The sequence below is a fragment of the Blastomonas sp. RAC04 genome (assembly GCF_001713435.1).
GTDB lineage: Bacteria > Pseudomonadota > Alphaproteobacteria > Sphingomonadales > Sphingomonadaceae > Blastomonas > Blastomonas fulva.
In genome coordinates, this window is record NZ_CP016460.1 from 1,163,179 (window position 1) to 1,177,841 (window position 14,663).

At 64.2% G+C, this 14,663-nt stretch carries 12 protein-coding genes; 6 read left to right on the forward strand and 6 right to left on the reverse strand.

The window, feature by feature from the left end:
* Positions 1-29: 29 nt before the first annotated feature.
* Positions 30-422, reverse strand: coding sequence for a YraN family protein (locus BSY18_RS06675; RefSeq protein WP_236823464.1), 393 nt, complete (start codon positions 420-422; stop codon positions 30-32).
* Complete coding sequence (gene rsmI / locus BSY18_RS06680) at positions 385-1,242, reverse strand: 16S rRNA (cytidine(1402)-2'-O)-methyltransferase (protein ID WP_054135346.1); 858 nt, start codon at positions 1,240-1,242, stop codon at positions 385-387. Before rsmI ends, BSY18_RS06675 begins: the two co-directional genes overlap by 38 nt.
* Positions 1,243-1,269: 27 nt before the next feature.
* Between rsmI and BSY18_RS06685 the strand changes: the two genes are divergently transcribed.
* Positions 1,270-2,460: a penicillin-binding protein activator gene (locus BSY18_RS06685; RefSeq protein WP_054135347.1), complete on the forward strand. Its 1,191-nt coding sequence runs from the start codon at positions 1,270-1,272 to the stop codon at positions 2,458-2,460.
* A gap of 532 nt (positions 2,461-2,992) precedes the next feature.
* On the opposite strand, the gene BSY18_RS06690 is transcribed toward BSY18_RS06685, so the two are convergent.
* Positions 2,993-4,276: an enoyl-CoA hydratase-related protein gene (locus BSY18_RS06690; protein ID WP_236823465.1), complete on the reverse strand. Its 1,284-nt coding sequence runs from the start codon at positions 4,274-4,276 to the stop codon at positions 2,993-2,995.
* Positions 4,277-4,417: 141 nt separating this feature from the next.
* Between BSY18_RS06690 and BSY18_RS06695 the strand changes: the two genes are divergently transcribed.
* Positions 4,418-5,563 (forward strand): DUF3667 domain-containing protein, encoded by a 1,146-nt coding sequence (locus BSY18_RS06695; protein ID WP_069050070.1) that lies wholly within the window; start codon positions 4,418-4,420, stop codon positions 5,561-5,563.
* Positions 5,564-5,566: 3 nt separating this feature from the next.
* Here BSY18_RS06695 and BSY18_RS06700 read toward each other — a convergent pair whose 3' ends face one another.
* Together BSY18_RS06700 and BSY18_RS06705 are read right to left on the reverse strand one after the other, a co-directional pair.
* Positions 5,567-5,971 carry an acyl-CoA thioesterase gene (locus BSY18_RS06700; RefSeq protein WP_033924864.1) on the reverse strand — a complete coding sequence of 135 codons (405 nt, stop codon included), beginning with the start codon at positions 5,969-5,971 and terminating at the stop codon, positions 5,567-5,569.
* Between the two features lie 100 nt (positions 5,972-6,071).
* On the reverse strand, positions 6,072-8,435 hold the full coding sequence (locus BSY18_RS06705) for a TonB-dependent receptor plug domain-containing protein (protein WP_083231346.1): 2,364 nt from the start codon (positions 8,433-8,435) through the stop codon (positions 6,072-6,074).
* A gap of 191 nt (positions 8,436-8,626) precedes the next feature.
* On the opposite strand from BSY18_RS06705, the gene BSY18_RS06710 reads away from it, so the two are divergent.
* Positions 8,627-9,706, forward strand: a complete 1,080-nt coding sequence (locus tag BSY18_RS06710; protein WP_069050071.1) for a phytase — start codon at positions 8,627-8,629, stop codon at positions 9,704-9,706.
* Here BSY18_RS06710 and queF read toward each other — a convergent pair.
* Complete coding sequence (gene queF / locus BSY18_RS06715) at positions 9,703-10,161, reverse strand: preQ(1) synthase (protein ID WP_069051756.1); 459 nt, start codon at positions 10,159-10,161, stop codon at positions 9,703-9,705. The genes BSY18_RS06710 and queF overlap by 4 nt on opposite strands.
* A 143-nt stretch (positions 10,162-10,304) precedes the next feature.
* Here queF and BSY18_RS06720 point away from each other — a divergent pair, with 143 nt between their 5' ends.
* The 3 genes from BSY18_RS06720 to BSY18_RS06730 all read left to right on the forward strand — a co-directional run bounded on the left by BSY18_RS06720 (position 10,305) and on the right by BSY18_RS06730 (position 14,567).
* On the forward strand, positions 10,305-11,804 hold the full coding sequence (locus BSY18_RS06720) for a hypothetical protein (protein ID WP_150126225.1): 1,500 nt from the start codon (positions 10,305-10,307) through the stop codon (positions 11,802-11,804).
* 96 nt (positions 11,805-11,900) lie between these two features.
* Complete coding sequence (locus tag BSY18_RS06725) at positions 11,901-13,424, forward strand: S10 family peptidase (RefSeq protein ID WP_069051757.1); 1,524 nt, start codon at positions 11,901-11,903, stop codon at positions 13,422-13,424.
* A gap of 66 nt (positions 13,425-13,490) precedes the next feature.
* Positions 13,491-14,567, forward strand: coding sequence for an energy transducer TonB (locus tag BSY18_RS06730; protein WP_069050073.1), 1,077 nt, complete (start codon positions 13,491-13,493; stop codon positions 14,565-14,567).
* Positions 14,568-14,663 lie beyond the last annotated feature (96 nt).

The window sequence follows — 14,663 nt, forward strand, 5'->3', positions numbered from 1 at the left end:
TGGCGGATATCGGGATTGGTGCCGGGCGATCAGTCGCCCTGCCAGACGTGCGTCAGATGGCGTGGCAAGCGGCCCGGTGCAAGCAGGATCACGTCGATCCGTGCATCATCGTGTGCCCGGACGAAACGTGGCATCAGCGCTTCGGCAGCCGCGGCCACGCGGCGCAGGCGGTGATGATCGATGGCCTGGTCGAGTTCCTGCGCAGTGGCCCGGTGCTTGACCTCGACGAACGCCACCATCCGCCCGCGCCTCGCCACCAGATCGACCTCGCCCAGCGGTGTGCGCACGCGCTTGGCGAGGATGCGCCAGCCCTTGAGTCGCAGCCACCATGCCGCTAGCGTTTCGGCGCGGCGTCCGGCGGTCTCGGCCTGCTTACGGCGCGCTTCAGCCATCGCTTTCGCGCTCGGCCATGATTCGCGCATATAGCGCCTTGCGGTCGAGCCCGAAGCGCCGTGCCACCTCGCCTGCGGCCTTGCCCGGCGGCATGCTCGCAAGCGCCTCGGTCAGCGCCGCCTCAACCACATCCTCGTCTGCCTCGCCGGTGTCGGCCAGGGGCGGCCCGACGACCAGCACGATTTCACCCTTGGGCGTGACATCGGAATAGTATCCGGACAGTTCCGACAGGGTGCCGGTGCGGGTTTCCTCGAACTTCTTGCTGATCTCGCGCACCACCGCCGCCTCGCGATCGCCGAGGATGGCGTGCAAAGCGGCGAGGCAGGCGGCGATCCGCTTGGCGCTTTCATAAAAGACCAGTGTCGCGGGGATTGCGGCAAGGCCTGCGATCTCCCTGTCACGCGCGCCGGCCTTGTTGGGCAGGAAGCCGTGGAAGTAAAATCTGTCCGTCGGCAGACCCGCCAGGGTCAGCGCCACGATCACCGCCGATGGCCCCGGGACCGAATGGATCGCGACACCCGCCTCGCGTGCCTCGCGCACCAGCCGGTAGCCGGGATCGGAGATCAGCGGCGTCCCGGCATCGCTCACCAGCGCCACCGGACCTAGCAAGGCCGCAGCAATCAGCCGTTCGCGGTCGGCGGGCCGGGCATGGTCGTCATAGCGGACGAGAGGCCGCTTGAAGCCGAGATGGTGCAGCAGGCCGCCTGTGACGCGGCTGTCCTCGCAGGCGATCAGATCAGCCTGTTCCAGCACCTGTCGGGCGCGCGTGGACAGATCACCAAGGTTGCCGATTGGTGTCGCAACGATATACAGGCCGGGTTCGGGATCATGAGTCACGCGGATGTTCATGGACCGGCAGGGCGGGAGCGACAAGCTGTGAAACACCTCTATCGAAAATGGCAGGCCATCCTCATGCTGGTGCTGGGCACCATGTTCCTGGCTGCGTGCCAAACCATGGTTCCCAAGACCGCGCCGCCTTCCACCCCCAGCCAGCAGCCCGACCAGCCCACCGCCCGTCCCGACGACGGCCCGATCACCGGTGCGCTGCCCAGCGACGCTTCGCGGCACCGTATTGCGCTGCTGCTGCCGCTCTCCGGCAAGGACGCCGCGGTCGGCCAGTCGATCGCCAATGCAACCACGCTGGCGCTGATGGACACTAAGGCCAGCAATATCCGCATCACCAGCTATGATACCGCCCGTGGCGCGCTGCCCGCAGCGCAGCGCGCGATCGCCGATGGCAACCGGCTGATCCTGGGGCCGCTGCTGGGCGATGACGTGGTCGCCATGGCCGCCACCGCCAAGGCCGCCAATGTCCCGATCATCAGCTATTCCAACGATGTCGGCATTGCCGGCAACAACGTCTTCATCATGGGCTATGTCCCTGCCCAGTCGATCGACCGTGTCGTCCGCCACGCCCGCGCACAGGGCATCACCCGCTTTGCCGCTCTGGTCCCCGCCGGGACCTACGGCCAGCGCGCCTCGTCGGCGATACTGGCGTCGGTCAAGGCCGCAGGCGGCACCGTGGTATCGATGCAGAGCTATGGGTCGGGCAACGCGGCGGTGACCACGGCGCTCAGGAAGATGCAGCAAGAGAGCGCTTATGAGGCGATCCTGATCGCCGACAGCGGTGCAGCCGCCATCCGCATCGTACCGCTGATCCGCGCCAATGGGGGCACCGACGCGCGCATCCTGGGCACCGAATTGTGGAACACCGAACGCGCGCTCGCCACCTCGCCCGCGGTGCGCGGTGCCTGGTTCGCCAGCGTGTCCGATGGCCTGTATCGTCAGTACGCCACCAAATACCGCGCGCAGTTCGGCACAGATCCGTTCCGCCTTTCGACCCTCGGCTATGACAGCGTGCTGCTGACCACCCGCATTGCGCGTGACTGGAAACCCGGAACGCCCTTCCCGATGGACCGGTTGCGCGACGCGGGCGGCTTTATCGGTCTGGACGGCGCCTTCCGGTTTGGCCGCAGCGGCGTTGCAGAGCGTCTGCTGGAAGTGCAGCAGGTGGGTGCAGGCCAAATGACGATCGCATCGCCAGCGCCCAAGTCCTTCGCCGACTGAAACTGTCAGCAGCGACCTGCTTGCCCTGGCGGCGGACGTGCCGCCGGGCGCATAGGGCTGCGCGAAAACTTTCTGAAATCCCCGTTTCCCGCGCCGCGCGGGCGATAACCCTTTCGCGCGCCTGGCTTGCGCGGCAATCTTGCCGTGGCATATCGTTAACGTCTTGTTGACCAATTTACATTCTGTTAACCTTCGAAATTGGGCGTGGATCGTATTTCGCGCCCAAATAAGGAGTGCTAAAAATGGCAAAGCGTACCAAGAAGCCTGTCCGCGGGTTCTGGGACTGGGTCCTGGGCGGCGGCTGGAACTGAGCTGATAGCTCGGCTTTTCAAGCATTTGACCCCGGCCAAAAAGCCGGGGTCATTTTTTTGTGCGCTTTCACCGTCGTCGCTGCGCGACTTTGACCTTGCCAGTCGCACCCGACGAGCTGGGCATTCCGAATAGAACTGATTCGAAAAGGTTAACGAATAGCCGCGCTAATGGTTAATACTTGCGCGCGGCTCAGTCACGTGTCGCGCAGCATAATGCGCCGTTACTTGCCCTGAAACCGGGGGGCTCGTTTCTCGAGAATGGCGTCGATCGCCTCGCGGTGATCGTCCATCTGCTGCAGCACGCCCTGCCAGATGGCCGCCTGATCGAGATGCTCCGCCAGCGATACATCGCGCGCGTCCTTGATCAGCCGCTTGGTCTTGCGGATCGCCGAAGGCGGGAATTGCGCGACCATCCGCGCCAGCGCCATCGCCCGCTCGGCGAGCGCAAAGACCGGCACCACTTCCGACACCAGACCATAACGCTCGGCCTTGTGGGCATCGATGAATTCGCCGGTCAGCATCATCTGGCTGGCCTTGGCGAGGCCGATGATCCGAGGCAGCAGCCATGCTCCGCCATCGCCCGGGATGATGCCGACCCGCAGGAAGCTCTCGGCAAAAACCGCATCCTCGGCGGCAATGCGGATATCCGCCATGCACGCCAGATCACACCCTGCGCCGATCGCATGTCCCCGCACCGCGGCGATGACCGGCACCGACATGCGATCCATGGTCAGCGGGATGCGCTGGATCTGGGTCTTGTACCAGTTTTCCAGCTCCAACGGGCTCATATGCTGCTCCGATGTCAGCGCCTTGATCTGCTTGATGTTGCCACCCGAACAGAAGCTGGGCCCCTCGCCGGTCAGGATCACGCAGTCGATTTCCGGATCCGCGTCGGCCGCTTCGAGCGCCGATACCAGCGCGCCGATGACCTCTTCAGCCAGCGCGTTGCGCGTGTCGGGGCGATTGAGCGTGATCGTCGCGATGCGGTCCTCGACAGTGTAGAGCACCGGCGGCGGGCCCGAGCGTGCCTCGCGGGCGATGCGATCGGCATAGCCGCCGCTGTGGAACAGCAAAGGTGGCTTGCCTTCGCTCTCGTAGTCGATGACCTCGCCGACCATGATCACATGGTCGCCGCCCTCGTACAGATGACGCGTGGTGCACACCAGTCGCGCCGAGCAACCGTCGATTCGCGGCGGCCCGTCGCCCAGAATGTCCATGCCCGCAAACTTGTCGTCGACCCGCGAGGCGAACAGATTGGCGAGATGGTCCTGATCGCTGGCCAGGATGTGCACGGCAAAGTCGCCAGCCTGTTCGAAGGCTGCCATTGATCGCGCCGAACGCGCCAGCGACCACAGCACCAGCGGCGGATCGAGCGAGACTGAATTGAAGCTGTTGGCGGTGACGCCAATCGCATTGCCTTCGCTGTCGCGGGTGGTGACGATCGTCACGCCTGTGGCGAACTGTCCGAGCGCGTTGCGATAGGTCTTGGGATCGAAATGGGCCATGCCCGGCGATTAACCGCACGCGCAGATCAAAGGCAATGGCTAATACCGGTGGCGTGGACGCGCCGACAAATTGCTTGGCCACCTGCAAGGCTAAAGCTAGACAGGAGGGGGCGATGGAACGGGTGCGGGGCGGCAACAGGCATGAGCGGCGAATTCGAAGCAGTTGGCACGATTGCCGATGGCGGCATGTGGGCCCGCGCGGCCGAGCCGAACGCCGGCGAGAGCACTGCGGACGGGCACGGCAAGTGCCTCAATTGCAGAACCGTGCTTACCGGCCCGCATTGCCACCAGTGCGGCCAGGCGGCGCACGTCCACCGCTCGATCTCGGCCTTCTGGCACGACATCCTGCACGGGGTGCTGCATTTCGACGGCAAGTTCTGGAATACGCTGCCGCTGCTTGCCTGGCAGCCCGGGCATTTAACGCGGCGCTACATCCATGGCGAACGCGCCAAGTTCATCAGCCCGATGGCGCTGTTCCTGTTTTCCATCTTCATGATGTTCGCGATCTTCTCCTATGTCGGCTCGCCCAATTTCACCGGGGATTCGACCATCAGGAACAAGGAGGGCACCAGGGTCATCGGGGTGAGCGACTGGCGCGAGGAGATGCGCAAGGAAATCGCGCAGATCGAGCCGAAGATCGCCGCCAGCACCAGCGAGCTTGATAAGCTTTCCGCCGACGATCCGGGCCGCGCCGCGCTGACCGAAAAGATCACCGACTTGAAGCGCGAGGTCAACGGTTTGACCTATGCGACCGAGGGCAAGGCGCGCTATCCCGAAGCCTTGGGGCCAGGCGGGGAGAACATGGCCGACATGTTCAACTTCAACTCGGAAGTCGATACCGGTTTCAAGGCGTTCGATGCCTGGATCAACAAGCTGGCAAGCAAGGCCAAGAAGAACCCCGAGCTGCTGCTCTACAAGATCCAGTCCAACGGCTATAAATTCGCCTGGCTGCTGATACCGCTGTCGATCCCGTTCGTTTGGCTGGCCACGCTCGGCAAGCGCGGGCACCGGTTCTACGACCACGCAGTGTTCACGACCTATTCGATCGCGTTCATGTCGCTGTTGTTCATCGTCGTCACGCTGTCGGTGAAGTTCAGCATCGTACCTGGCATCGTGATCCCGGCAGCGTTGTTCTACGCGCCCTTCCACATGTACCGGCAACTCCGCCATGCGTATGGCACGTCGCGGATCGGAGGCATGTTCCGGCTGGCGCTGCTGCTCACCTGCACGACGATCGTCGTGACGCTGTTCCTGACGATCCTGGTCAACCTGGGACTGGTGGGGTGAGGATCAGCTGCCGAAAAAGCGGCGCTTGATATCCTCGGCCAGCCGCGCGGGGCGCAGCGTTTCAGCATCGAGGCAGCACCAGCTCGATTTGACTTCGGCCAACACATCCTCGCCGCGGCGGATGATCGTCTCGTAGAAGGCGCGCGCGCCGTGAACCTTCTCGAGCACCACGGTGGCGATCACCTGATCGTCAAGAAAAGCAGGCTTGCGATAGGTGATCTCGTGCTTGAGCGCGACCCACAGATGCTCGGCCACCGCCTGGGGCGGGGCGATGTTCTGCCAGTGCGCAACCACCGCATCCTGCACCCATTTGAGATAATGGGCATTGTTGACGTGCCCCATGAAATCGATCTCGGAAGCATCGACGGAAATCGGGTGATCGTGGCTTATGGCTGTGGGGTTTGTCATCGGGCACGAATGTAGCTGGAGTCAGCAGTTTACGGAAGCGGAAATGCCGTGAGCCCGGACAGGCTCGCGGCATTGCAAGGATCGGCAGGTCAGCCGCGGTTCAGAACGCGTAACGGGCGATCACCTGGAACACCGGTCCGGCTTCCTCCGCTTCGAGTTCATACTCGTCGAAGCTGCGATCGGTCTGGTCTTCGACGGTGGTGAACTTGTTGAACACTTCGCGCTTCTTGCCGTTCAGCAGGTTGGACCCCACCGCACGGATGGTCAGGCTGTTGCCAAAACGCTTCTCGATGAAGATCTCGAGATCGGCGCCATAGCTGGTCGTCACTTCCTCCCCGATCACCCGGCCAAAGGCGTTGCCCTGTTTGCGATAGGTCGCGCCAAACGCCATGCCGATTGACTTGACGTCCTGGATGGCGCCAAAGTTGTAAACATATTTGGACTGGTCGTTGAACCGGCGCTTGCCGAAGACATCGGTGATTTCGCTGTCCAGATAGGAAACGTTGCCGAAGATGCCGGTGTCCGGAAGGCCGAGGAAGCCAAGGTCGGTCGAAAGGTCGAACTCGACACCATAGACCTTGCCGTCGCCGATATTGAGCGGCTGGAAGACGAAAGTTCCGGCGCCTTCCGAACCGACAACGCCGGTGTTGGTCAGTTCGATCAGGTTCTGGACGTCGCGGTAGAAGAAGTTGATGCCGACGATGCCGCCCCGCCCGATGCGCCGCTCATAGCCAAGATCAAAGCCCCAGGCAGTTTCGGGATCGAGCGCCGGGTTACCCAACAGATCGTTGTCGCCCAGTTCGGCCTCGAGCAGCGCGGGTGACAGGAAATTGAATTCGGGCCTGCGGTTGGTGCGGGCCACCGATCCGATGATGCGGTCCTGATCGGTGATGTCGTACTTGAACGAGGCCGAGGGCAGCAGCTTGGAATAGTCATTGCCCAGCGCGCCGGCGGCCGCACCGGTGGCGTCGATGATCGTCAGGTCGGTCGTCTCGTAGCGAACGCCCGCTTCCCAAGAAAACCCGCCATTGCGACCCTCGACCAAGGCGAAGCCGTCGATGCGGCGTTCCTCGATGGAATTGATGCTCCCGGGCGTGAAGGCGGGCGCGGCGAAAGCGGTGTTGAGTTCAGTCGGGTTGCGTTCGAACTGGTTCCAGTTGCGGGCGGCCGCAACATTAAAGCGGTTCCGCACGGTCAGGATGGCGGTGTCGCGGTCCTTGTCCTGATAATAACCGCCGAACACCAGCTTGACCTCGTCGGTCAGGTCCACCGCATGTTCGAGCTTCACGGTGAATTCGCTATCGCTCACATCGAGCGTCGTGAAATCGCCGGTAAAGCGCGGGGTGAGGCGGTCGAAATCGACCTCGAACTCGGTCTCGCGCTGCTTGTCGTCAAAATTGGCATAGCCGATCCGAAGCGTCGTCTTGCCCGCAGACCACTGATGCGACAGCTTGCCGTCGATCGTGAAGTTCTCCTGATCGATCTCGTTCACATTGGCGTTGTCGGTGAGCAAATTGCCGCTGGCGGCACCATTGCGGACTGGACCGTTAATTGCGGTGGGATCGTTGTATTCGAAACTGCGCTCATCTTCGGTGCGGTCGGTGCGGACATAGAAACCGCGCAGCTGGAAATTGGTGTCCGCGCCGTCGATTTCGTAAGTGGCGTTGACCGAGTAATCCTTGCCGTCACGGGTATCGGTCTGATCCTCGCGATTGTCGAAATCCTGCGTGGCAAAGCTGGGGTTGTTCTCTGGCGAATCGCTGAAGCGCAGGCTCGACTTGAGCTTGGGGTTGTGGCGACCCTGGAAGTTGCCGCCGATCAGCAGACGACCCGGGCCAACCTTGCCGCCGAACACCGCGCCGAAGCTGGGCTCGAACTCCTCATCGTCATAATAGAGCGCTCCGCCGCGGACATAGCCGCCATCAAGCTGATAGCCATCGCGCAGCACGATGTTGAGCGATCCTGCGACGGCATCCCCGGTGCGGCGTGCGGAGTTGGAACGGACGATCTCGACCCGCGAAATCAGCTCGGCGGGAATGCGATCGAGGAAGAACGAGCGGTCGGCCTGGCCGCCGGGCACGCGCTCGCCGTTGATCAGGATCTGGGTATAGCCGGGAGGCAGGCCGCGCAGCCGGGGGCCATCGCTTTCGATGACATCGGACAGGAAGGTGACCGAAGGAACGCGCTTGAGTGCGTCGCCAGCGGTCAGCGGTTCGAAGCGCTGAAAATATTCGGTTCCGTATTCCAGCACCGGCTCGGCGCCATCGATGCGGTTTCGATAGCCGATCTGCCCCTGCACCACGATGTCCTGCGAGGTCACGATCGCCTGATCGCCATCGGGGCGCTGCTGATCGTCCGCTACCGTCTCTTGTGCGGCGGCAAGGCTCGGAACCATCGCAAGTCCGGCAATACCCGCAAGCATCACGCGGCGCGCGCGCAGGCCGAAGCCCTGAAATTTCGTCATATCGAAAACCCCCGAATCAATCAGCGGCAAGTCCGCTGTCGCAGCGCCGCTAACAGCGCTCGGCGACGGATGGATGACGCCAGGATTGCGGATTTGCGTCAGTTTGTGCGCAAAACTGTCATGAACGCGTCGCATCCCCGTGGCAGCGGCGCCGGGTCACTTCGTCCGCTCGTTCAAAGGAACATCTGCTCATGATCGCTTTTCCTCGCATCGCCCTGCTGGGCTGCAGCTTGCTGGCCCTTGTCGCGACGGGATGCGCGTCCAGGGAGGTTCCGCTTGCAACCCGCATCGCCAACGCACTGCCCGCAACCGATGTCGCCGCGGCGCGCGAAACCGATCCGGTGGGCACGGCGAATGCCGATGCAGCGGACGATCCGGCAATCTGGCGCAACCCGGACAACCCAGCCGCCAGCCTGATCGTCGGCACCGACAAGAAGGCGGGGCTTTACGTCTATGGCATGGATGGCAAGGTGCGCGGATCGTCGCTGACGGGGCGCTACAACAACGTCGCGCTGCAGGCGGGCGAGCACGGTATCGTGGTGATCGCCAGCGACCGCACCGATCCGGTCAATTCCAAGCTGGCGCTGTTCCTGCTCGATCCGGTCACAGCAGCACTCTCCCCGCTCGCCAGCGTGCCCAGCGGCCCGGGCGAAGGCTATGGCGTGTGCGTCGCCCCCGCCCCGCGCACCGCCATGGTGGGCGCGGCTGATGCGATGACAGTCTATGCCGCGATCAAGGACGGCAGCGTCCGCCAGATTCGCATCAACCACAAGCAGGGCCGAGTCGAACACCAGATGGGCGCGAGCTGGAAGCTGGCGACCCAGATCGAAGGCTGCGTGATCGACCCTGCGACTGGATCGCTGTTCGTCGGCGAGGAAGATGTCGGCATCTGGAAGATCGATGTCGCGCGTCCCGATGCTGCGCCCGTGCTGTTTGCCGCAGCCGATGGCAAGGCGCTGGTCGCCGACGTCGAAGGTATGGCGATTGCCGCGCGCGATGGCGCCAGCAGCTGGCTCGTCGCCTCGAGCCAGGGCGACAATGCCTATGCGGTGTTCGATACCACCACGGGCAGACTGCTGGGCCGCTTCCGCATCAACGGCGGAATGCTTGACGGCACGTCCGAAACCGACGGGATCGAGCTGGCAACGGGCAATTTCGGCCCCGGCTTCGAGCAGGGCGTGTTCATCGCGCAGGATGGCGACAACGGCGGCGGCACACAGAACTTCAAGCTGGTGAGCTGGGCGGCGATCCTGGCAACCCTGGGGCTCTAGCCCCGCCCGCGATAGCCCGGAACCTCCTGCGGCGGCAGCCAAAGCCCCGCAGGTGGTTCGCCCGATTGCCAGAACACGTCGATCGGGATGCCGCCGCGCGGATACCAGTAACCGCCGATGCGCAGCCAGTGCGGCTGCATCTCGTCGAACAACCGCTCGCCGATTCCCACGGTGCAGTCCTCGTGAAACGCCTGATGGTTTCGGAAGCTGCCCAGGAACAGCTTGAGCGACTTGGATTCGACCATCACCTTGTCGGGTGCGTAGTCGATCACGAGGTGCGCGAAATCGGGCTGCCCGGTCACCGGGCACAAAGAGGTGAACTCGGGCACGGCAAAGCGCACCAGATACGGTTTGCCGGGACGCGGGTTGGGGACATAATCCAGCACCGCGGTCTCGGGCGATGTCGGCATTGGGCTGTCTTTGCCCAGAAAGCGTGTTTGGGGTTGATCGGACATGCGCCTCATCTAATGCGGCACACGGCCGATGTCATCTCCTGCAATGCATTCAGCGCGGATTAAGCGCGCCACCGGCGTTGCAGAAAGACCTTGTGTCGCAGGAAAACAGGGCCGTTCGGGGTACGATGGGGAAGATCAAGAGCATGGACGCAACGCAGACAGGGTATCGCAAGATCGTGCCGGTGGTCCTGGCGCTCGCGCTGGCGCTGCCATTTGCGGGTGCGGAAGCTGTGTCTGCGCAGGATACACCTTCGGGCGGGTTCTCGCTTCCGGCAGGTGCGCCGCCGCAGCAACAGCCGCCAAGCGACGTGCAGGGCCCGGTCGATGCCGAATCGTCGCCGCCGCGCCGTACCGACGAACCCGCGCCAAGCACCACCAGCCCGTCGCTGCCCAGCATCGCCCCGGTGCCCGTGCCCACCCCGCAGCAGCGCCAGCGCGACGCCGCCAGTCAGCGGGCGGACACGCCGCGGACCCAGCGCGATCAGCGCCAGACTGCCCCTGCCCCTATTCAAGCCGAGCCCGCAACACCGCAAGACTCTGGTGAGCAGTCCCAGGACAGTGCGACCGACATTCCTGTGGATGCGCCTGCAACGCTGCCGCTACCGACTCCGGCAATTCCCGATGACACGCAACCTGGTGCCGTGCCTGAGCTGGATACGGACAACGCCCCCGCCGACGGATCGATCTGGTGGTGGCTGGGCACAGGGCTGATCGCGCTGGTCAGCCTGATCGCAATGGCGCTGCGCCAGCGGTCGTCTGCTCGCGCCGAGGCAGCGGTTCCGCCAGCTCCGGCTGTGCCCACCGCGACGGTCCCGACCCCGCCCCTGCGCACCCCTCCGCCGGTGCCGCAGCCGAGCGCCCAGCCTGCTGCACAAGCCTTTTCCCGGCCCGCTCCTCAGCCTTCTGGACAGTCCTCTGGCCAGCCGGTCCCGCAGCCTGCACCGCGCCCCGCTGCGCTCCCGGCATCGGCGCCTTTCGGCACGCTGCAAGGCGGCGGCTTTGCTTTCGGAGCCAGCCCGGCACCTGCGCCTGCTCCCGCACCTGCACGACCAGTCGCAGCCGAACCTTCCAAGCCACCCGCGCCTGCGCCGCACGCCTCGCCGGAACCTGCCCCCGAGACGTCAAGCGTTGCCGCGTCGGTAGCCCAGCCGCCCAGGCTGCTGCTCGATTTCACCACGCTGGGTGTCGACGTGACGCTGGTCAACGCCATCGCCAGGTATCACCTGGGCATCACCAACATGTCCGATATCACCGTCAGCGAGGTCGTGCTTCACGGCGCTGTGGTGCAGGCGCGGCGCGGCATGCCGCCAACGATTGACCCGCTGCGCGGGGATGTCCTGCTGCCGAAGCTGCAGACGCTCGACGATATCGCGGCCGATGCGACCCGCCGTTGCGAGGGGCAGATCCGGCTGCCGCTCGAGCAGATCGAGCCGATCGAGATGCAGGGTCGGCTGCTGTTCGTCCCCGTCGTACACATCTGGATCGGCTATACCGGCCCCGATGGCACGCGCTACGCCGTGACCCAGTCGTTCGTGATCGGCGAGGAAAGCTCGCCCCCTGGCCCGCGCGTCGGCCCGTTGCGGCTTGACCTTGGCCCGCGCCGGTTCACCGAGCTGGGCCAGCGTCCGCTGCAGCCCGCCTGATCGTCATCGCTCCGCCGCTGGCGTCTTGCCAAGCAGCGGCCTGCCGTGCCAAGTTGCAGATTGTATACGGATTTTCTGCACTAAAAGGATGACATGATGCGCAGCTGGATTGGTTCTGCGGCGATCGCGCTTTGCCTGGCATCGGCGCCGCTGCTGGCACAGGATGCGGCTAAGGGCGGCAGCAAAGACAGCGAAAAGGCAGCGCCCGCGCGGGCCGAGCCGATGGTATCGGTGACCCGGCATTCGGGCACCTTCGGCGGCCAGCGGATCGCCTATACAGCCACCGCCAGCGACACCTTCCTCAAGGACGACAAGGGCAACCCGCGGGCGCGGATCTTTTCAGTCAGCTATGTCAAGGATGGTGCCGACACCAACCGCCCGGTGACGTTCCTGTTCAACGGCGGCCCGGGATCGGGATCGCTGTGGCTGCATATGGGCGCGTTCGGGCCCAAGCGCGTCGCCATTCCCAACGATGGCCGCGACGACGGTGCCCCGCCCTATCGCATCGTCGACAACCCCGACAGCCTGCTCGATGTCACCGACATCGTGTTCATCGATCCGGTCGGCACGGCCTTTTCCACCGCGCTGGGCGATACCGATCCCAAGGAATTCTGGGGCGTCACCAAGGACGCCAAGTCGATTGCGCAGTTCATCCGTACCTGGCTTTCGGAGAACAACCGCTGGAACGCGCCCAAATATCTGGGCGGAGAAAGCTATGGCACCACCCGCACCGCTGCGGTGGTGAACGAGCTCGAAGGCACGTACAACGACGTCGCGTTCAACGGACTGCTGCTGATCTCCACCATCCTCGATTTCGGCGCGCAGGCCGAGGTCCCGGGCAATGAAATGCCCTATGTGCTGATGGTCCCCAGCATGGCGGTGACCGCGCTCTACCACGGAAAGACAACGCCGGCGGCTTCGGGTGCCGGCCCTGCCGCGCTCGCCGCCGAGGCCAAGGTGTTTGCGACCAACGAATATCTGCCCGCCTTGATGAAGGGCTCTGCGCTGGTGGGCGAGGAACGCGCCGCGATCCGTGCGAAGCTTTCGCGCTATACCGGGCTGACCGAACAGTATCTTGAAAGCGCCGACCTGCGCGTCACCCCCAGCCGGTTTTACAAGGAGCTGCTGCGCGATCGCGGACTGGTCGTCGGGCGGCTCGATGCGCGCTACACCGGCAAGGACTTCGACAATGCCGGCGAAACCCCCGACAACGATCCCAGCTTCTATGGCATCGACGGCAGCTATACCGCGGCCTTCAACGCCTATGTCCGGCAGGAGCTGAAGTTCAGCCCGGAGCGGCAGTATGTCACGATCGGCGGCATCCGCGACTGGGACTGGGACCTGCCCGGCAATGGCGGCGAAGCGCGCTACTACAAGAACGTGGCGCCCTATATCGGTCGCGCGCTGCGCGAGAACAGCGGGCTTCGCGTGCTGGTGGCGCAGGGCTGGTACGATTTCGCCACCCCGTTCTTCGGCGCCGAATATTCGCTGACCCGCACCGGCATTCCCACCGACCGGATCGAGTACACCAGCTACGACGCCGGCCACATGATGTATGTCAACGAGACGGACCTGACGAAATTGTCGCGCGATATCCGGAACTTCATGCGCAGGCGCTGAGCGGGAACAAAATCGCCGACGAACGTTGTCAGCCTTATGGCCGTAATGATTCCGGGGCATGATGGTATGATCAAAGCTCTTCTGCTTGCCCTTGTGGCACCTTCGACGATCACCGTTCCGCCCGCGCCACCTGCCCCACCGAACACCGAGCGGACGCTGCTCGCCTGGGTTCCGGGGGAGGTCCGCTGCGCTGGGACTGTCGTCAGACCCAGGTCCCTCGAGCGCCCGCTGGCGACCCTGTCATGGGCGAGTCAGGTTGCAGGCAACACGGTGACCTATACGTTCGCCATCGATCCGAGCGGTCGGACGATGGCGATACGCCGGGTCTCGAAGGAAGCACGGGCCAATGGCTCGGAAGACATCGCGCCCTCGCTTGCGGCGAGCCGGTTTGCAGCAGGCCAGCCGCGTTCCGACTGCACGATCAACTACGCTCCAGAGCAGATGAGCCTGAATGGGGCGCCGGTTGCCGATCTCATCGCCTATTCGGTGAACGCGATATCCGGCCCCCTGCCCAGGCCGGGCTGGGAGCGCATCAACGGCGACAGCAACTGCCGCGACGAGCGCGCGCTGGGGATCGAAACCCGCGCCTTTCCCGATTTTAAGGCGATTGCGGCAACCCCCGGCGTGCGCGAGTGGTCGATGGTCGGCTATGACATCGAGGAAAACGGAGCGACCACCAACATCGCAACCGTCGCGGGAAGCCGGAATGCCGCACTTGACGCCGCGAGCAGGGATGCCGTGGCAAGGACGCGCTATTACAAGGGCGGACGCCAGGGCTGCCGGTTCCCCTATTGGCTCAGCCCTGCTCCGCTACCGGCCCCGGCATTACCCGACGAGCAGCAGTTCCGCCCCGCCGGCGCGACCTGCCCTGCCCGCCACGACTGGGCCGTGCAGCCTGCGCTGCGCTTCCCGGAGCCCTATCGCCGCCGCGCGATCGAGGGGTGGGCCGTCGTCACCTATGATGTCGCACCATGGGGCGAAGTCTCGAACATCCAGGTCGTCGCGAGCGAGCCCAGCGAAGACTTCGGCGCACAGGCTGCCATCGTCGTTCGCGGCGGCAAGGCAGCGACGAACCGGGGCTATGTCGGATGCACCGAGCGGGTGAAGTTCATGATGGGATCAGACCAGCGCGAAGATCCGTAAGCACCTTGCCGTGGCCGCATCCAGGCTTGGCGACGCTTGCTCGGATCACACATGATGGTGACCTGGTCACATCCACCGTCTCGAGGAGGAATGACC

Excerpts from the sequence above, each read along its gene's own strand:
- BSY18_RS06700 (WP_033924864.1), bottom strand. The coding sequence starts at position 5,971 with ATGACAAACCCCACAGCCATAAGCCACGATCACCCGATTTCCGTCGAT.
- queF (WP_069051756.1), bottom strand. The coding sequence starts at position 10,161 with ATGTCCGATCAACCCCAAACACGCTTTCTGGGCAAAGACAGCCCAATG.
- BSY18_RS06730 (WP_069050073.1), top strand. The coding sequence starts at position 13,491 with ATGATCAAAGCTCTTCTGCTTGCCCTTGTGGCACCTTCGACGATCACC.
- BSY18_RS06710 (WP_069050071.1), top strand. The coding sequence starts at position 8,627 with ATGATCGCTTTTCCTCGCATCGCCCTGCTGGGCTGCAGCTTGCTGGCC.
- BSY18_RS06690 (WP_236823465.1), bottom strand. The coding sequence starts at position 4,276 with ATGGCCCATTTCGATCCCAAGACCTATCGCAACGCGCTCGGACAGTTC.
- rsmI (WP_054135346.1), bottom strand. The coding sequence starts at position 1,242 with ATGAACATCCGCGTGACTCATGATCCCGAACCCGGCCTGTATATCGTT.
- BSY18_RS06695 (WP_069050070.1), top strand. The coding sequence starts at position 4,418 with ATGAGCGGCGAATTCGAAGCAGTTGGCACGATTGCCGATGGCGGCATG.
- BSY18_RS06720 (WP_150126225.1), top strand. The coding sequence starts at position 10,305 with ATGGACGCAACGCAGACAGGGTATCGCAAGATCGTGCCGGTGGTCCTG.
- BSY18_RS06705 (WP_083231346.1), bottom strand. The coding sequence starts at position 8,435 with ATGACGAAATTTCAGGGCTTCGGCCTGCGCGCGCGCCGCGTGATGCTT.
- BSY18_RS06675 (WP_236823464.1), bottom strand. The coding sequence starts at position 422 with ATGCGCGAATCATGGCCGAGCGCGAAAGCGATGGCTGAAGCGCGCCGT.
- BSY18_RS06725 (WP_069051757.1), top strand. The coding sequence starts at position 11,901 with ATGCGCAGCTGGATTGGTTCTGCGGCGATCGCGCTTTGCCTGGCATCG.